The organism is Ehrlichia minasensis, assembly GCF_004181775.1.
Classification (GTDB): Bacteria; Pseudomonadota; Alphaproteobacteria; order Rickettsiales; family Anaplasmataceae; genus Ehrlichia; species Ehrlichia minasensis.
The window spans coordinates 1-20,171 of the sequence record NZ_QOHL01000016.1 but is presented as its reverse complement, the minus strand read 5'-3'; the positions used below and the strand labels follow the sequence as shown (position 1 = coordinate 20,171).

Sequence of the window (20,171 nt, the reverse complement as noted above, 5' to 3'; positions counted from 1 at the left end):
GTTTTGTTTTGAATATTAATTTATGCAACGTTTACTAATGCAAACACTATATTTGATTAGTGTTAGATGTTTGCTACATTCTTTTGTCACTTAGTCAGTGTTTATTGATGATGTGTGCTGTATTACTTAATAATATAGTTTGTTCTGAGAATTGATTTAACTTAATATGAATATTGCAATATTAAGTATTAGTGTAAATTTGGTAGTATGATTATTTGCTAGTAATCATTGCTGTAATGTAGTATTTGAATATTACTTCTTGGTTTAGATCTGATTTTTTACACTGTATTTCTATTTCTACTAGTCTTTTTATGATGTTATTAACTTCAAAATGTGAAATTGTACATACATGTTTTTTTATTATAGGGATTGATTTAAAGAATATAGGTGGATGAATGGATTTTAGTGCTTGGTTTATTGGTTCACCATCTTTTACAATTCTTATTAAGTATTCTAGTCTTAGAAAATATTTTATTAGAATTCTTATTAGAGCGATTGGAGTGAACTTATTTTTTATTAATATATTATAAAATTTTATAAAATTCTCTAAGTTTTTTTCTGCAATGGATATGCATAAATCTTCTGATATTGGATCCATTTCTGTCAGTAAGCTTTCTTGAATATCTTGTGTTGTTAAGTTTTTGTTATTTCCTATATATAACATGAGTTTTTGAAGTTCTGGTTCTAATGCATTACAGTTTTGTGATAAGACAGCGCATAAGTACTGCAATGTTGCACTATTGTATTGTACTTTGTTTTGTGTAAGGAAGTCTGATATTATAAATGCAAGGTTGTCATTATCATCTTTGTAGCACCCTATAGATGCAGCATTTAGTGCATTATCATAGTATTGCCTTAAACTGGAGTCGATAGATAACTCTCCAGATGTTATAATAACATAGTTTCTGCCTATGTTGTTATTTAAAATGTTCTTGAGTTCCTGAGATATGGACTTTTCACCATTGGCTATTATAATCAACTTATTTTTACAGAACATTGGTATAGTGGTCAATTCTATAAATAATATGCTTGGATTTTTATTTATTATTGGGAAATCTATATTACTTGTAGAAAATTCAGTATTTGTCTTGATGTGTTTAATAATTTTTTCTTTATACATATTAATCTTTCCGTAATCATTTCCATAAATGAGTATGTTATTGACAGATTGCGGATTGTTAAAAAAAGAATGTAGTTTTGATGATGTAATTTTCACTGTTTTTATTTTAATAGGGAAAATATTAATTTTAAAAATATCTTAGTAGTATATATCTTGGCAATCTATTTTACAGATAAAAATAGCTTATTGTTGTGAATTGAAATGTAAGTTTATATTGATTTCAAATTTCATTGTACTCTCTAAGGTAAATCAGTTAAAGATATAGTGTTGTTATATCATGAGAATGTTTGTAGGTTAATAGATTATTAATTTACCAATCGTGTGATTTTGTAATATTATCTAGGTAATAGTATATTGGTGATATTGTTTTATTATATGTGGTGTGATTGCGATGTTGCTTAAATTTGAGTTGATGTTAGCACTACGTTATTTGCAATCTAACAGTAGTCAGTTTTTATGTTCTATGATTACTATACTGTCTTTGGTAGGTATTACTTTAGGAGTGGCTACTTTGATTATAGTGATGTCTGTAATGAATGGGTTTGGAGAAAAACTATTAGATTGTGTGGTAGGTTTAAATGGCCATATAGCTATCTATTGTGATAGTGGTTTTGATTATGATTACCATGGAATTACGAAATCTATTAGGGAAATTCCTGGAGTGAAAGATGCTGTTCCTATTACTGAAAATCAAGCTATGATTAAATCTAATAGCAGTGTATCTGGAGTGATAGTGAGAGGTATCGAAAAACAGGATATGGAACGCAATAATATCATAGTGAATAATATAGTGAGAGGTAACATTGCTGAATTTGATGATGGTATTGCTATAGGTATAAAATTAGCTGAAGTTTTACGCGTAGATTATGGAGATAAACTTACTATTATATCTTCAGAAAGTTTATCTACTGTTATAGGTAATATACCAAGAATGAAAACATATAAAGTTGTTGCGATATTTGATGTTGGAATGTATGAATTTGATAGTAGTTTAGTGTATATGCCTTTGCATGCTTCACAGTTGTTTTTCCATTATGATAATAGAGTTAAAAGTATAGAAGTATCAGTTTTTGATGTTGATAAATCATCTGAAATACTAAAGCTGATAGAAGGTAAAGTAAATATGAAAGGTGAAGACTGGAAAATGCAGCAGGGCAGTTATTTTCATGCGTTGAAAATTGAACGTAATGTAATGTTTTTTATATTGACTTTAATTATAATAGTTGCAACATTTAATATTATTTCAAGCTTGTCTATATTGGTACAAGATAAAAAAGGAGCAATTGCTGTAATGCGTACATTAGGTGTGACACGTTGTGGGATACTTAGAATATTTTGTATGTGTGGATTTTTTATAGGGTTGATAGGCACAGTATTGGGGTGCATCATAGGGATAATATTGTCTTTAAATATTAATGCTATTAAAAATATTTTAGAAAAGATTAGTAATAGTAATATTTTTGATCCTATAATTTACTTTTTTGATACTTTACCTTCTGTTTTGTTGGTGGAGGATGTGGTAAAGATATCTTTATTATCATTATTTTTATCGTTAATTGCAGCTATTCTTCCTGCTAGGAAAGCTGCTTGTCAAGATCCAGCAGATATTTTGCGGCATGAATAGTAAGGTGTTAATATGGTAGCAAGAGAAATATGGGGATGGTTTTTTATGGTTTTAATAACCACCTCTTGTTCTGTGTGTGCTGTTTTGTCTTACTTAGACATAAAGAAGGATTTAGTTGAATTTAATCAGCAATTTAATCAGCAGTATAAAAGAGTCATGGAAGATGATGTACGTTCTATTTTAGTACAAGTTAATCAGAGCTTACTTAATTCATATTTAAGTAAACAGAAAGAAAATTGTCCTGTGCAACGTATAGTGACATCAGAAAATAATGATGTTATAAGCTGTTCTAGTGAGGAATGGCTTGCAAAGCTTTTGTTGTCTGTCATTAATTTGAGAGAAGCATTTTTGGGTGATATATCAGTAAAAAGTATAATCTACTCAATAAAGCCCCTGTTGCTTAGACTTGATGATAGTTTGATTGATGATGCTATTGCTGAGATTGAAAGATTAGATAGTAAGAAATTAACTACATTTAATAGATTGAAATTTTCATTTAAAAGGATTGCTCGTGAATTACATTATTCACGTTCTAATATGGTGCAAAAAGTTTTTTTTAAATGGATTGTAGTAAAGAATCAGAATGATGTACTACTTCATAATTTAAGAGAAGTAGAAAACTACCTAGATGATAATCTTTGGAGTGATGCATTAACTTTTGCTCAAAAAGAACTGTCATCTGTTGTAGAGCTTGAACTATGGATACAACAGTTAGAAGATATAGTATCTATGGAAAAGAGTATATCTATAATATATGAGCAGTTGTCACAATATATAATTAAATTACCTGGTGTTTCATGATTACAAGTCTTTTAATATTTGTTATTGTTGCACTAACTATAGGATTATGGGTAATAGATTGCGATGGTATTATCACAATAGATTGGTTAGGCTATGATATTGAGGTGAACATCTTATTTGCATTGTTTGTTATTGCTATTTTCTTACTTGTTTTAATTTTATTACTCAGGTTAATTTTTTGTTTGATTCAGTCTTTATATAGATATAGAAGGGATTCGCAAGACAAAAAGATGACCTTGTTAGAACAAGGTTATATGTATTTAAATTGTGGAGATGTTGAAAGAGTAGAAAAAATTATAACAAAATTAGGAAGTTTTGATCATCCATCTTTTTACTTGTTGAAAGGAAGAGTTTATTTTGATAATAGGAAATATGCATTAGCTGAGGAATATTTTGGACGGTTTGCAAAAGCTGTTTCAATGATAGATGTATCGTTAGGTATACATTTATTGAATGTTATTAGTCAGGAAGAAGATCAGATTCAGCGGTTGAGTTTGTTAAGAAAAATGCTAGAAATTTTTTATAAACAATCTTGGTCAGCTATTTTCAAATTGGAAATATATCGTCTTTCTAGGGATTGGAATAATGCAATTGAGGAAATAAAGAAAATAATAAAATTGAAGGTGAATTTACCTTATAATGTTCAAGATATGCTTAACGTATTTTATTATGCCTTGGCAAAACAGTGTTACGATGTTCAAAGGTATGATGATGGGCTAAAAGTACTTGATAACATTAAAAATTGTCGAAAATATAGTACTCCTATTGTATTACTTAAAGCTCAGTTCTATTTAAGCACTGATAAAAAACGTAAAGCAGTTAATATTCTTGAATATGAATATCGTACTAATCCACATCCTGATGTTGCTAACTTATATTTAGATATCATGCAGCATAATAGTCATGCTATACATAAGTTATACAGTTTTAATAGTGAATATTATTTTAGTATATACCTTATAGTACGAGATGCTATAAACCTAGGTGAATATGATGCAGCAGTGAAATATTTAAATAATGGATTAAGAACTCAAACATGTATTTCATTGTGTTTTTTAATGTTAAAACTGAAAGTGTTATTACAAGATTATAATGAACTCTTATATTGGACAGATAAAATTGAAAAGGATGCTATATCAGAACAGCATTGGAACTGTACAAAGTGTCAGTGTGTTTCTACACGTTGGCATTATGAATGTGATAATTGTAAAGGATTTGATACTATAGTTTGGGGTTGAGTTATATGGGTGTTGGAGATATTGTATTTTTTATAATATCTTGGTGGATTATTTTATTTTTAATATTACCCATAAAAGTTGAAGTGCCTGATGATCCAGTAATTGGTACTGCAAGTAGTGCTCCAGTTAAATCTTATTTACTTATTAAGTCAGTAATTGCAACTGTTGCTTCAGTTTTACTAACTGGTTTATATGTTTATTTAAAGATGAAAGGATACATAGATTTTGAGTATATATATGATCTCATTACTTTTGTCTGAAAGGAATTGTATTATTAGAGTTTATACTGGAAAGGCATATAAGTAGATAATAGTGGTTTTTTTAACGCTATAAATATGTGTTGCTATCGGTGTTTTTGCTCATAATATGGCAATACTATTCTTAAAATGTTGTTGATAAGAATGTTATGAAGTATGATGCTATAACACCAGGGCATATTTTTCCCCATTGTTGTTAAAAGAGGTGTGAAAGTTTGGGAAAACAGCTAATCTAGTATTGGATCAAGTAACTGCAGTATATAAGTTACAATGGGTACAATCTCAGGAATGCATTATGTTGTAAAGTTTGCTAGATTTTATTATTAAAGTTAATAATATAGTGAAACCTATTCAAGCTAATAGATTAGAAATGTAGTGAAGGTAATTGAAAGCTACAATTTGTTGTAATATATGTTGACTTTGTTAAATTCAGTAAATTACTAGTTTTTTTAGATATTAGAGTATTGATGTATTACTTGTGATAATGATGGTAATGTGACCATTATTTACGGTGTCCATGCAAACTTTAATAGGAGGATATTGTGTTATTTAGGTGAAAGATTTTGAAAATATTGCAAGCACAGTTGTTTATTGCAATAGTAATTGTTGTCTTGTTTATTAATATATAAAATAACTTGACTGCTATTATGATAATGTATAACATTTTGCTGTTTTATGTTTCCTTTAAAAGCTTATGACTCAGTATAGAGGTGGCTATATAGCATCTTGTTATGCTCAAGCATTATTTAGTGTATCAGATGCTAACTCTATTTGTAAGAGTGTAGAGTTTGTTATAAGTGTTCTTGAAAATGGCAATGATATTCCTATGTTTTTGTCTAGTCCTATAATATCAAAAGAGAGTAAAATAAGTCTTATTAAGGTAGTTGGTGATTATATTGACCCTATATTAGTCAAGTTTATGATAATTGTTATTGAGAATAATAGAGGAAATATACTACTACAAATTTTTAATGCTTTTCTTGATTTAGTAAGAAGACATAATAAAGAGATTAGTATATCTGTTACTTCGTGTGCTTTACTAACAAAACGGGAAGAGGAAGGTATATGTAATGCGTTGCTTGAAAAATATGGCAAGGTTGTTGATATCACGAATAACTTAGATCCTAGCATTTTGGGTGGCTTTATTATTAGAGTAAATTTTGACGTTATAGATGTATCGTTAAATAGTTATTTACAAAGTTTAAGAGAACTTAGTAAAATGGCTGTATGTAGTATAAGTGAATAGTAAGGTAAAATAATGAATGATACTATATCTCCAGGTGAAGTGTTAAGAGTTATTAAGGAGCGTATTGAAAATTTTGATAATCAAGTAAAAGCTGATAGCGTAGGTGAAGTTATATCTGTTAAAGATGGTATAGCTATAGTATATGGCTTAGAGAAAGCAAAGTTTGGAGAAGTAGTAGTTTTTACTAATGGGGTTACAGGTATAGTATTAGGGTTGGATTGTGATACTGCTAGTGTAGTTGTATTTGGTAATGAGAGAAGTGTTGGAGAAGGTAATACAGCAAAATGTACAGGAAAATTAATGGATATCCCTGTTGGGCTGGAACTTTTAGGGAGAGTAGTTGATGCGTTAGGTAGTCCTATTGATGGTGCTGGTAATATTGATAGTAAAATTAGGTTGCCAGTAGAAATTAAAGCGCCAGGTATTATTGCAAGGCAATCTGTTAGTGAACCTTTGCAGACTGGTATTAAAGTTATAGATATGTTAATACCAATAGGTCGTGGTCAACGTGAATTGATTATAGGTGATAGGAAAACAGGAAAAACTGCAATAGCAATTGATACTATTATTAATCAAAAGTTGCATAATGATACTGTTTCAGAAAAGGAAAAAGTTTACTGTATTTATGTTGCGATAGGGCAGAAGAATTCTGCTATTGCAAGGATAGTTGATAAGTTGCGTGTAACTGGAGCTTTAGAGTATACAATTGTTGTTGCTGCTGGAGCTTCTGATACTGTGTCGTTCCAATATTTAGCACCATATGCTGCTTGTGCAATGGGTGAGTTTTTTAGAGATAATGGCATGCACTGTTTGATTGTGTATGATGATTTATCAAAGCATGCTGTTGCTTATAGACAGATGTCTTTATTGTTGAGACGTCCTCCTGGTCGTGAGGCATATCCTGGTGATGTATTTTTCTTACATTCTAGGTTATTGGAAAGAGCAGCTAAGATGTCAGATGAGCAAGGTGCTGGATCGTTAACTGCTTTACCGATAATTGAGACGCAAGCTGGTGATGTGTCTGCTTATGTTCCAACTAATGTAATTTCAATTACTGATGGTCAGATTTTCCTTGAGTCTGAAATTTTTTATAAGGGGTTCCGTCCAGCTGTAAATGTTGGATTGTCTGTTTCAAGGGTAGGTTCTGCTGCACAGATTAAGTCTGTTAAAAAAGTTGCAGGTTCTGTAAAGTTAAGTTTGGCTCAATATAGAGAATTAGAGGATTTTGCAAAATTTGGGTCTGATATTGATGTACATTCTAGAAAAGTGCTAGATAGAGGTAGAAGAATGATGGAATTGTTAAAGCAGAAACAGTATTCTCCGTTATCTGTAGCAGAACAAGTTGCTGTGATATTTTCTGGTACAAGTGGTTGTTTAGATGATATTAGTGTGAGCGATATAGGTAAATTTGAAGAAATGCTTTTAAAGGAGCTCAATGAAAATTATCCAGATGTGTTAAGTAGTATATCAAGTAATTTTACTGATGATGTAAAAGACTTGTTATTAGACATTATAAGTAAGGTTACTTCTAATTTTAAGTAATTCTCTGTTATGTAGGTATGGCTTATGAATAACTATATGAATGAAAGGTTCCCTATTACGAAAAGTGGATTTGAAAAGCTTGAGTTAGAGTTAGAGTCATTAAAACATGAGAGGCCTAAGATTATTAAGTCTATTTCTGAAGCACGTGAATTAGGGGATTTGTCTGAAAATGCAGAATATCATGCTGCTCGTGAAAGACAAGGATTAATAGAAAGTAAGATAATGGAGCTGGAGTCAAAGAGATCTAGAGCTGAAGTTATAGATGTGTCAAATCTATCAGGCGACACTGTTATGTTTGGTGCAACTGTGACTATGTCTATATATGATGAACAAACTGGTAATACTGATGAAGTGGCCTATAAGATTGTTGGTGAGTATGAAGTTGACATCTCTAAACAAATGATTTCGATAAAATCTCCTTTAGTTTTATCATTATTAGGAAAAAAGGAAGGTGATGTTGTAGAAGTTAGAACTCCGAGAGGTGATTATAAAATATATAAAATTATAAAGATTGAATTTATATAAAGAAGGTTAGAGAGTTAATGGGTATTATTGTATCAGAAAGTTCAAGTTTTATTTCTCCTATAGAGCATATCATTGAAGATGCTAAACAAGGTAAAGTATTCATTTTGATTGATGATGCACAAAGGGAAAATGAGGGTGATTTAGTAGTTTTAGCGGAGAAAGTAACAAGTGATGCAATTAATTTTATGATAACTCATGGCAGTGGTATTGTATGTTTATCTATTACAGAAGATTTAATGCATAAATTAGGATTGGAGTTCATACCAAAAAGACATGTGAATAATAATAGCGCGTCTTTTGCTACTTCTATAGATGTTCGTTATGGTATTACTACTGGTGTTTCTGCTCATGATAGAGCAAATACTATTCTTAAGGTTGTTGATAAAAATGTTACGAAGGATGATTTTGTAACCCCAGGACATATTTTCCCCATTGTTGCTAAACAAGGTGGAGTGCTTGAGAGACATGGTCATACAGAAGCAAGTGTTGAAATTGCAAAAATTGCAGGATTAGCTCCAGTAGCTGTAGTATGTGAGTTAATGAATCCTGATGGTACAATGTCAAGAATGCCTGATATTATAGAGTTTTCTCAACGTTATAACGTTAAGGTTACTAGTATAGAAAAACTTATTCAATATATAAAAACATATTAATATGAGGAGTAAAATTTTTCTGTGGACGTCATAATTGAAAATCGTAAAGTAAGATTTAATTATTTTATTATTCAGGAATTTGATGCTGGTATTGTGTTGATTGGTAGTGAGGTAAAGTCTTTACGTCAAAGAAAGGTGAGTATAGCTGAAGCATATGTTACTGAAAAAAATATGGAATTGTGGTTATGTAATCTACATATTTCAGAATATAATCAGGCAAGTACTAGGAATCATAATCCTACTAGACCTAGGAAGTTGTTATTAAGAAAAAAGCAAATATATAAAATATCTGGAAATATGAAAAATGATGGTTTTACTGTTGTGCCGTTATCTTTGTATTTCAATGAGAAAGGTCTAGCTAAGGCCAAGATTGTTATTGTAAAAGGGAAAAAGCTTCATGATAAAAGAGAGACTATAAAGACCAGGGATTGGAATAGAGAAAAGAGTCGTGTGTTGCGTGGTAATTAACATCATGTTTTAAACTTGTGTATTCCATAAATTTTGAGAATAGAAAAAGATAATCAACGCGGAACCCATATTTGCACTTAGAAGGTTGTGGTATGATAGAGTAGAAGATAGGGATTTTTTAGTATAATTGAAGTATTGGAAGTGTTGCATAAAATTGATATAGTAGTATTTTGTATCTTATGATATTTATTACTCAGAGTTTTAAGAAAGAACATCAGAAAAATTTAAGTATACTATTTGAGTTTAAATTGCTGAGTAAGCTAGATACTTTCAGACATGTGTATCAAACATTGAAGTAATATAGGAGAATATATCAAAGGCAAAGTTTTCCTCATTCTATTAACTGCATCATAATACTCATTTGTTATATGATTTAGTGTGAACTAATTGCTTATTCTAAATCTTCTTTAACTTGTAATGTAAGCATTATGTATTTTGTGTCATGTTACTAGTATTTGTAATATTATAAATAAGTACTAATGTTTATATAATTTTCTGGTTATCAAATTCCACTGAAACTAAAAGTTGTTCTCCGTTGCTATCGGGTATTGGTTGGTTGTTATAGGCTATACAATCAGCATTACAGACTGCTTTTAAGTCATTTTCTAATGAAACTGGAAAATGTTTGTTATTGATAATTAGTTTATTTATTTTATATTTTACAGATAATTGAGCATTAGCTTTTATCTTCCTTACTTGATTGAGAATTTCTATAAATTTTTCTCCTAATAATTCATCTGATTCATTGTACAAGCTTGCATCTGCGATAGGCCAAGTGTTATGTCTGTGGATTGAATTGTTACTGCTATAAAGTGTTCTATATATCTCTTCTGTAATGTACGGCATAAATGGAGCTAACATTTTGAGTAACTCTCTTAGTGTGAAGGATAGAGTATTAACTGCACTCAGGTGTTCTTGCTTACTTGTAAGTTCTCCATATGCTCTTTTTTTAGACAACTCAAGATAGTTATCACAAAAATCTTTCCAAAAGAAGGATTCTATATAGTCAAGTGCAATGCAGTATTCAAAGGAATTAAAGCTTTCTGTTGCTTTAATAATTACTTTGTATAATTTTGACAGTATCCACTTGTCCATTGTTTCTGTGATATATTGCAAATCTGGTTCTGAATACTGATCGATAAACATTGAAACAAATTTACTTGCATTCCAAAGTTTAGTTGTGAATCTTTTTCCTAGTTTTAGAGTTTCATTAGAAAATGTAGTGTCTGTTCCTAATTTAGAATTTGCAGCCCAGTAACGAACTACATCTGCACCATACTCATCTAGCAGTTTATTGGGTGTTAAAACATTGCCTTTTGATTTGCTCATTTTTGTTTTGTCTTCTGCTAGGCACCATCCACTAATCATTATATTTTTCCATGGTATGTCATTATTATGATAGTAGGCTTGCAAAATAGTATAAAACGCCCAGGATCTTATTATTTCATGGCTTTGAGCTCGTAAATCTGCAGGTACTGTAGATGTGTTGTGAAATTGAGTTGATAATGAACTAGTAGCCCAAGTATCCATGACATCGGTTTCTGCTTCTATTTCTGTATTTTGGTGTCCTTCTGGTAAATCATTAGTTGGGTCTACTGGTAATTTATTAATATCTGGTAAGATGATTTTTCCATCCTTAGAATACCAAACTGGAAATGGTACACCAAAATATCTTTGACGTGATATACACCAGTCCCAGTTTAACCCTTCTATCCAAATTTCTATTTGTTTGCGCATAGATTGTGGATACCAGTTGATTTTTTGTACTTGTTTTAATAGTTCATGTTTTATGTCTACTACTTTTATAAACCATTGGTAACTTAATAATATTTCAATCGGTGCTCCTGACCTTTCTGCACATTTGACATTGTGAGTAATTTCTTGTTTTTGTATCAGCAGGTTATTTTGTTCTAATATTTCAATAATTAGTGTTCTGGCCTTTGTTATTGATAATCCATGTAATTGATTGCATACATCTTGCCCTTGTGGTGTATTACTACTTAAGTGGACTATGGTGCCTGATTTACTTATAATAATTTTAGTATCTAAGCTGTGCTTATTCCACCAGTATACATCCATTTCGTCTCCAAATGTACAGCACATTACTAATCCAGTTCCTTTATCTATTTTTACTTGATCATCTGGTAGTATTTTTACTTTGTTACCAAATATTGGTACTATAGCGTTTTGCCCAAGCAAATCCTGATATCTAACATCTGAAGGATTAAAAAATACAGCAACGCAAGCTGGCATAAGTTCTGGTCGAGTTGTTGCAATGTTGATTGTTTTACCTGCTTCTGTAGAAAATGTTATTGTATTCATAAAAGATAATAGTTCATTTTCTTCTACTTCAGCACGTGCTATTGCTGTTTTATCAATGCAGTCCCAAAATATAGGTTGTAGTTTTCTATATAGTTTTCCTTTGTTATATAAGTTTATAAATGATGTCTGAGATATTTTTTGTATCTCTTTACTTATTGTGTGATACTCTAAATTCCAGTCGTAACTGATTCCAATAGATTGAAAAAGCTGTTTAAATTGTATCCTAAATTCATTTGATACTTGTGTACATATTGTCTTAAATTCTTTGCGCCCAATGGCTGTAGCGCGTATTTTTTTTGTTTTTTCTACTAATCGTTCTGTTGGTAAGCCATTGTCATCAAAACCTATAGGATAAAACACATCCTTTCCAAGCATGCGCTGATATCTTGCTATAAAATCTGTGTGACAATAACTAAAAACATGTCCTATATGTAATTGCCCAGATATTGTTGGAGGTGGTGTATCAATTATAAATTGATTAGTTCCTGAGTTTTTCCATTTGTATAATTTTGTTGTGTCCCAAAGGGTGTTATATTTTGTTTCTATGTCTTTAAATTGGTATTTATTGTTAAAAATAGGCTGCATTATAAAACATTTTACTTACTTTTCTTGCTCAAGTATAGAGAATTGCATCTGTTGAAACAATGATAATTTTGCTAATATAGTACTGTTGGTTTTATATTAGCTTTTATTGATGTATATCATATTGATATTATAGTGATAAACATTGCAAAGCTTGTGAATCTTTGGAGATTATATAGTATTAAAAAGGATTATTAGATGGTAATTGCTGTATCGATGTAAGGCTTTGATATAAATATTAATAACATTGTAGCTATTAGCCCGTTATTTTGAATTGTATATAATTGAAGAGTCTAACTTTGCACAGTTAGTAGTTTTAATTTGTAATAGATGTTGAAAGATATTGTGAATCTAAGAGTTATTTCAGTAATTTGTCTATGTAAAGGATTGATAATTAGTAACGAACGTACTGAATTGTAGATGTTAACCATTGCGTGAGTTTTGTATGGTACAAAATCTTATTGATAACAGTTACTTATTGGGAATGTATTATTGTGTAATTAGTTGATTGTGTTGATAGGTATTGAAAACACTGTGAATTTCGAACATTATTTGTAAGTTGTTGTGTACGTGATAATCTTGTGTTTAGTAATAACTTTATGTGGTGTATTATTGCAAGTATGATGTTAATGTTTAGTGAGTTTTTTATGTTTGAAATAGTTTATAATACTTGCTGCCGGAAAATTGTACTTTAGTAATTTGTTTATGTTGTTAATAGTTAAGTTACTAGAGCATAATAGTTCTGAACTGATGAAAATTTATTGGTCTGTAGTGATATTTCTTGAAGATATGTTATGGAGAAGATGATCTTTCAATAACTGTAATTTATTAGATGTGATGTTGTATCTATAAAGCTACGCTTTGCAAGTTTTTATTAAAGTCTTATAATAAATAATCCTTATTTTTTAAGTATTGTTAAAATGTATAATGATTAATTTAATAGAATTTCCGCTTTTAATGGCGTGTGTATTTTCAATTTTATATCCATTTATTTCTTATTTATCTTTTTGCTGGTCAAAGGTATTCACGATATTGATATTTATGCTGACAAGTTCTGCTATGGGTTTATTGTTGTATATACACATTGTTGATGATTTCTCGTTTTGTAATGTGTACTACAATTCACATACAACTAAACCTTTATTGTATAAAATATTTGGTATTTGGGGTAATCATGAAGGTTCTATTTTATTATGGGTGTGGATAATAAGTTTTTATAGTTTGTTATTAGAGATTTTTCTTGAGAGAGGAAATTTCAAAAAAATATCTATTTCAATACAACATATAATGAATTTTGGATTTTTATTATTTACCTTATTCATATCTAACCCTTTTGTAAAAATGACTACTATTGAATATGAAGGATTAGGTTTTAACCCTATACTTCAGGATACTGGATTAATGATACATCCTCCTATTTTGTATTTAGGGTACGTAGGATTTAGTGTAGTATTTTCTCTTGCTGTAGCTGGTATTATTGTTCAAAAGGATAGTGTAAAATGGGCAACTATTATAAATAAGTGGACTTTAGTAGCATGGTCATTTTTAACTTTAGGAATAGGATTAGGTAGTTGGTGGGCTTATAGAGAATTAGGTTGGGGAGGGTTTTGGTTTTGGGACCCTGTTGAAAATGCTTCACTTATGCCATGGCTATTTGGAACAGCTTTAATTCATTTACTGCCTTTAGTTAGAAAGTTTAATTTATTTTATAATGCTGCAACTTTGTTATCAATCTTTTCATTTATAATGAGCCTGATTGGTACATTCTTAGTGAGGTCTGGTGTTTTAATATCTGTTCACGCTTTTGCTAATGATCCAAAGTGTGGATTCTATATATTAATGTTGATTGGTATCATAATTAGTAGTGGGATTGTAAGTTTTATTTGTTTTGCAAAGAAAACTCAAGAGGAAAAACATAATTTTTTATTCTTGTCAGAAGTTACAATGTTGTTGTTTAACAATGTTCTACTGTTAACGGCTTTTACTATAGTATTTATCGGTACTGTATATCCTATTGTATTGGAAGTTATAACAGGAGATGTTATTTCCATAGGTGCTCCTTATTACAATTCTTTGTTCAATTATTTAATATTTTGTACTTTGTTATTGATGATCATTGTTATAGGATTGGACAAAAAGAGAAATAAAATTTTAGTAGAGAATTTTAAATTTTCAGGACTTATAACTTTATTGATTGTTCCTTTCATTATGGATAATAATTTTTTTGTTATTTTAATGATTCTGTTGTCAGTTCTATTGTTTTTATCAGTATTAGAAACATATTGTAGGAAAATCAAAATGTTTGCTGTCCCATTTTGTGAAACTGTGAGATTGATTAGATACTGCTCTGCACAATATTATTCCATGCTAATATCACATGTTGGTGTTGCTGTTTTTATATTTGGTGTAATTGGATCTACTGTATGGAGTGAAACTTATGAACTTTATATGAAAGAAGGTAGCACTGTTAAGGCGAAAGATCTTCAAATTGTTTTATCTAAGTTATCTTTTGTGGAAAATGAAAATTACAATGCTATACGTGGAAAGTTTTTAATAGTAAAGTCTGGTGCAATATTAGGTAAAATATTTCCTGAAAATAGGTTTTATATAGTTGAAGGAGTTAGAAATACTGAAAGTGCTATATATAGGCATTGGTTATCTGATGTTTATATTGTTATTGGCGATATAGATAAAGTTATGGGTATAGCAGTAAAGATATATTATAAGCCTTTTGTAAATTTAATATGGATAGGATTTTTGTTAATCACATTTGGTGGTGTTATAGGATTGTTTGCTAACACTACTACAAGAAAAGCTGTTATGTTTGAAGAATTGAAAACTGATAGTTCTACTTGATGTTTGAATAATGTTTTACAGTGAGTGATACAATCATAGTTATTTATAGGGTTTCATTATTTTGGTTGTAATTTAGAGTACATGTGGAATTATTACTATAGCTCAAGAACAATGCAATTTTTCTTTTAAAAGATATGAGCTTAGATTAAATGTATTTCTAAGTAAATACTGCATAAGTTTTAGTATGAAGCATAGTTGTTAATGCTTAGTGTTATGATTGTGATGAAAAAAGTATATAATATTTAGAAGATGGCAATAGATGTTTTTACATTCATTTGATAGAGGAGTAAAGTTGTAAAAGATGACTACTATAGCTAAATCAATACAATTTTCTTAAATATTAGAAATTATACTTGGATTAAGTTAGTTACTTATTGTATGGGTTTAATTATAAGTAATGTGGTGCTTAATATTTGGTGTATTGTGGGAAAGGTGTATAAAGTGAGTGAAGAACAGTGAATTTTTTTTGATTTTGTATGACATGAAGTTGTAAGAAGTAATTTCTACAAGTTAGGTAATGTAATTCTTCTTTTAAGGAATATCGGAAATTGTTGTCAAAGTTTAATAGTACTCATAGTTTGTTAAGATTAAACTGAGAAGTCTTTAGTATGGTGGTGTTGTAGCAGGGAGTATAAGCTTTTTCTTATTTTGAATTTAGCAGTGATATAATGATCATTATTGTGGGATTAGGTAAAAAGATAAATAAAATTTCAGTAGAGAGTTTTGAGTTTTCAGGACTTATAACTTTATTGATTATGCTTTTGTATTTATGATCAGTTTTTGATTAGATTGAGAATAGTATAAAATGAGTGCATGTGTGTTGTTATAAATAGTAAAAAGTAATTGTTTGCAAGAGATCGTTAAGTAATTACTTTTGTTGATATTTAATGGTGTGATTAATAGAAAAAAAGAGAGGTTTTTAATGTGTTATGTAGGTAGTAGTAAATAAAGAGTTGTTATTGAATATAAAAAGTGTAGTTATGTTATAAATGTTTTGATAGTAATGTGGTGCAGTAAAAGCAATTTTTAGATAGATTGAGTATGGTATAATAAATAAGGTGTATAATTGTTATTGTAAATAATAAACTTAGCTATTATGGTAGTGGTGTAGTACAGTAAGAAAATAATTTTTGAATATGTTGAAAATAAGAAAATATGTATAGATTGTTATAATAGCATAAGCATTAGAATAACCATTGCATGATTGTTTTTTATATACAGAATTAAATAAAAATAATGAGGATGTGGTGAAATATGAGCAAATTTATAGTTTTGCCTAATAGAAGTATCGTGCTATTTCATGGACCAGATGCTAAGCAATTGCTAAATCGTACTACAACAAATAATGTTTTAAATCTCACTCAGAACAAAGCTGTCTATTCTCTACTTTTAAGTCCTAGTGGTAGATATATGTATGATTTTTTTGTTGTGCAGTATGAAAAATGTGTGTTGTTGGATTGTTGCAGTATAGATAAAGATGCAGTTATACAAAAATTTTTGTCATACAAATTGCAATCAAAAGTGGTTATTAGGGAAAAAAAACATTATAAAGTTGGAGTGTTTATTGGTGAAGAATATAGTAACAGTATATGTGGATACACTTATTGTGAAGGTAATACTGTATTTTTTCAGGACCCTAGGTTATCTACATTGGGATTACGTGTGATATTTGATGAATCTAATGAAGCATTGAGTAATGTGAGTAGTGATGCTAAGGGATATGAAGATTATGAAATATTAAGGATAAGTAATACTGTTCCAGATTGTAATAAGGATATGATAAAAGGTACTTCATTCCCTCTACAATTTAGGATGGACGAATTTAATGCGATTGATTTTAATAAAGGTTGTTACATAGGACAAGAAGTAGTTGCACGTATGTATCGTGCTGGAGTAAAGAAAAAAATATATACTGTAATTTCTGAAAATGAATCTTTTGATGATACAAAGGTTATATGGGATCAGAAAGAAGTAGGTGAGTTATTGTCTAATGTTGGTAATATGGGGTTATGTTTATTAGATGTTAATTCCTGTGATAACTTGTGTGATTTAAGAATTGGTAATGCGAAGATAAAAGTGCTACTTCATTGATATCATTCTTTAATATCTATAGGGAATTATTTTAGTTGTAGTATATTATTTGCGATGTTTCTATGGATTAATATAAGATATGACTAGTTGTTTTCACTTTAGTTTTTTATTGCTTAATCAGTAAGTGGTGTAATTATATTATGTATAAAAATGGAATGAAATTTAAACAATTGATCAGGTTTCTAGATTACTTATTATGTGTTTGTAGTGTTATATAAGTTAATGTGAAATACAAATCAATTATTTTTCACAGTATCTACTTTGCTATAGAGGACTTAGTGTTCTGTATAATTATGTATATGAAAAAAATAGCTTTTTATAATTAATATATTTCCTATTTTTAAATATTGTCCTTACTACAACTTTCCCGTAGCTAATGTATGTTTTTTGTGTAAGTGCTCTGACTGATTTTTAACATTATACATATGTAAAGTGCATCTTTTATTCTTTAGATCACTTTGGCCATCTTACAATATATAACTTACTAAACAAGTTATGGTAGTTTGTAAATAATTACACCTAACATTAAACATAAATTGTTATTTTACATAAAAAGTTAGTTATAAAAAAATAACTAATCACATTCCATAACAATTTATGAAAACAATACAAACGCATAACAAGTAATCACCTCTAGAGCAAGTGTTTGATGACCCTATTGTATTTAATACTGGAAAACCCGTATCACTGACTCTGCTCTAGAAACATATAGTACAATAAAAATAACTATTGTATTTCATATTGATTGATAGAAACACTACAATAAGTGATGGTACACTGGTAAATTCTTATATTTAATTCTAAAAAACTATTTTTTTACGCATATATAATTACACAGAACTACTGAGTTCTCTATAACAAATAGATACTGTGAAAAATAATTGATTTGTATTTCACATTAACTTACATAACACTGCAAAGACATAATTAAAAATCTTGATAATTTGCTTACACTTATGCTAAAGAGCTATTTTTCATAACAATTACACAAATTACTGACCTTAATAAAAAAAGTAAATAAAAAGTTGTAGAAATAGCTTTTAGCATTACTTATAGCAACGGTAAAATCTTATGAATGAAAGTTTAATTAAGGGCTCAAGTGCTTAACGTTATATAAGATTACAATCATTTAGGGATAAAAATAGCTTGCTATACATATGTAATTGGATATCAGTTTTTTTAGAGTTACTCGATTTTCCCTATAGGATAATCTCCAGTGAAACAAGCATCGCAGTATTGAGGGGAACTATTATTCCTAGTTGTGTTACTGATTGCTTTGTAAAGGCCATTTATACTTAGAAAATATATGCTATCACAGCCAAGCTTGTCTTTGATTTCTGTAGTTGATAGATTGTTTGCTATTAACTTTGACTCTTCTGGTGTGTCTATTCCGTAAAAGCAAGAATTTATAGTTGGTGGACTGGAAATTCTAAGATGTATTTCTTTAACTTTTGCTTTATGTAATAATGTTATGATGTTTTTTAATGTTGTACCTCTAACGAGACTATCATCTATTAGGACTATTATTTTGTCTTTCAAAATAGAAGCGTTAGCATTATGTTTGAGTTTTACTCCCATATTACGAATGTAGTCACTAGGTTGGATAAAAGTTCTTCCTACGTAATGATTTCTAATAATTCCAAATTCAAAAGGTATTTTTGTATATTCTGAGAATCCTAATGCAGCTGGTACTCCAGAATCTGGTACTGGTACTACCATATGTGTATCTTTTGGTACAGGATTTTCTATTGCAAGTTCTTTCCCTATGTTTTTACGTATTTCGTATACAGATTTGTTATTTATTATACTGTCTGGCCGTGCAAAATATACGTATTCAAAAATGCAAAAACTTGATTTTTGTTTTTTAAATGGGAAAAAGCTTGTTAAAGTATTCTTTTGATCAATTGTAATAAATTCTCCTGGTGATACCTCTCTTACAAATTGTGCTCCAACTATGTCTAAAGAACAAGTTTCTGAAGCTACAATATATGAGTTATCTAATATGCCTAATACTAGCGGTCTAATACCAGCTGGGTCACGGCAGCATATTATGGTACCATTGACGAGAATTACTATTGAGTATGCACCGTTAATAGTTTTTAGTGCATCTGTAATGTTATTTAACAGAGTAGCCTGTGTATTGATAGCGATTAGATGTGCAATTATTTCTGTATCTATGTCAGATGAAAATATGCATCCTTTTTTAGTTAATGAGTTTCTTATTTGTGTTGCGTTGGTTAAGTTACCATTATGTGCTATTGCCAATTTTCCGAATTTACAATCTAAAGTTATTGGTTGTGCACCGATTTTACTACCACTTGTAGAATAACGTACATGTCCAATTGCAGATTTCCCGAGTAGTAGATTTATTTTAGGTTGCTGATTAAACATGCTGTTAACTTGTTCATTGGAATAGTGACAATAGAGATTGTTATCTTCTGAAGTTACTATGCCAAATGATTCTTGTCCTCTATGTTGAAGTGCGTGTAATCCTAAGATACAGTTCACTGCAGCATGTTTGTTGTTTTGTATGGCAAATACGCCACATTCTTCATATATTTCTTTGAACTGCATAGTTATTAGAAATTAGAATTCTGTAAGTTGATATTTTAGCATAGAAAGACAGAAACTTTAATAACTTATATTTAAATTATTATTATTAAAGTCTGGTATAGTTGTATCAGTTGTGTCATTTTTATTGTTATGGCAGTATTTTCTAGTGTTGATACAGTGCAAAAAGCTCATTTATTATGTTCTGATTCAAGAATGGGAATAAAAAAACCATGATATTAGCAATTTTATAGATTTAGAACATCTTCCTATTTTAGGAGATCTCTGATTTCTGC

13 protein-coding genes and 1 pseudogene are annotated in these 20,171 nt (G+C 29.6%); 11 read left to right on the top strand and 3 right to left on the bottom strand.

The annotated features are described in order from the left end of the window. Positions 1–211: 211 nt before the first annotated feature. Positions 212–1,216 carry a DNA polymerase III subunit delta gene (gene holA, locus DRF75_RS03565; RefSeq protein ID WP_045171089.1) on the bottom strand — a complete coding sequence of 335 codons (1,005 nt, stop codon included), beginning with the start codon at positions 1,214–1,216 and terminating at the stop codon, positions 212–214. Positions 1,217–1,511: 295 nt separating this feature from the next. Here holA and DRF75_RS03560 point away from each other — a divergent pair, with 295 nt between their 5' ends. The 9 genes and pseudogenes from DRF75_RS03560 to smpB all read left to right on the top strand — a co-directional run bounded on the left by DRF75_RS03560 (position 1,512) and on the right by smpB (position 9,474). After that, positions 1,512–2,744 (top strand): lipoprotein-releasing ABC transporter permease subunit, encoded by a 1,233-nt coding sequence (locus tag DRF75_RS03560; protein WP_045171090.1) that lies wholly within the window; start codon positions 1,512–1,514, stop codon positions 2,742–2,744. Between the two features lie 12 nt (positions 2,745–2,756). Beyond that, entirely contained in the window at positions 2,757–3,545 is a 789-nt protein-coding gene (locus DRF75_RS03555; RefSeq protein ID WP_045171092.1) for a hypothetical protein, read from the top strand. After that, entirely contained in the window at positions 3,542–4,783 is a 1,242-nt protein-coding gene (locus DRF75_RS03550) for a heme biosynthesis HemY N-terminal domain-containing protein (RefSeq protein WP_045171093.1), read from the top strand. Before DRF75_RS03555 ends, DRF75_RS03550 begins: the two co-directional genes overlap by 4 nt. A gap of 5 nt (positions 4,784–4,788) precedes the next feature. After that, the gene (locus DRF75_RS03545; protein ID WP_045171094.1) at positions 4,789–5,043 is read left to right on the top strand and encodes a DUF1467 family protein; all 255 of its coding nucleotides are present in this window, start codon (positions 4,789–4,791) and stop codon (positions 5,041–5,043) included. Between the two features lie 691 nt (positions 5,044–5,734). Then, positions 5,735–6,299 (top strand): annotated as a pseudogene (gene atpH, locus DRF75_RS03540) (ATP synthase F1 subunit delta). Further along, the gene (gene atpA, locus DRF75_RS03535) at positions 6,299–7,828 is read left to right on the top strand and encodes a F0F1 ATP synthase subunit alpha (protein ID WP_045171096.1); all 1,530 of its coding nucleotides are present in this window, start codon (positions 6,299–6,301) and stop codon (positions 7,826–7,828) included. The pseudogene atpH and the gene atpA overlap by 1 nt, the downstream one beginning before the upstream one ends. 24 nt (positions 7,829–7,852) lie before the next feature. Continuing rightward, positions 7,853–8,353: a transcription elongation factor GreA gene (gene greA / locus DRF75_RS03530; RefSeq protein WP_045171097.1), complete on the top strand. Its 501-nt coding sequence runs from the start codon at positions 7,853–7,855 to the stop codon at positions 8,351–8,353. A gap of 17 nt (positions 8,354–8,370) precedes the next feature. Then, on the top strand, positions 8,371–9,006 hold the full coding sequence (gene ribB, locus DRF75_RS03525) for a 3,4-dihydroxy-2-butanone-4-phosphate synthase (protein ID WP_045171098.1): 636 nt from the start codon (positions 8,371–8,373) through the stop codon (positions 9,004–9,006). A 21-nt stretch (positions 9,007–9,027) separates the two neighbouring features. Further along, the gene (gene smpB / locus DRF75_RS03520) at positions 9,028–9,474 is read left to right on the top strand and encodes an SsrA-binding protein SmpB (RefSeq protein WP_045171099.1); all 447 of its coding nucleotides are present in this window, start codon (positions 9,028–9,030) and stop codon (positions 9,472–9,474) included. A gap of 483 nt (positions 9,475–9,957) precedes the next feature. On the opposite strand, the gene DRF75_RS03515 is transcribed toward smpB, so the two are convergent. Then, positions 9,958–12,381 (bottom strand): valine--tRNA ligase, encoded by a 2,424-nt coding sequence (locus DRF75_RS03515; RefSeq protein WP_129992661.1) that lies wholly within the window; start codon positions 12,379–12,381, stop codon positions 9,958–9,960. Positions 12,382–13,305: 924 nt separating this feature from the next. Here DRF75_RS03515 and DRF75_RS03510 point away from each other — a divergent pair. Further along, entirely contained in the window at positions 13,306–15,234 is a 1,929-nt protein-coding gene (locus DRF75_RS03510) for a heme lyase CcmF/NrfE family subunit (protein WP_045171101.1), read from the top strand. A 1,254-nt stretch (positions 15,235–16,488) separates the two neighbouring features. Then, positions 16,489–17,325 (top strand): CAF17-like 4Fe-4S cluster assembly/insertion protein YgfZ, encoded by an 837-nt coding sequence (gene ygfZ, locus DRF75_RS03505; RefSeq protein ID WP_129992660.1) that lies wholly within the window; start codon positions 16,489–16,491, stop codon positions 17,323–17,325. Positions 17,326–18,510: 1,185 nt separating this feature from the next. Here the strand turns inward: ygfZ and purF are convergent. After that, positions 18,511–19,899 (bottom strand): amidophosphoribosyltransferase, encoded by a 1,389-nt coding sequence (purF, locus tag DRF75_RS03500; RefSeq protein ID WP_045171103.1) that lies wholly within the window; start codon positions 19,897–19,899, stop codon positions 18,511–18,513. Between the last annotated feature and the right edge of the window lie 272 nt (positions 19,900–20,171).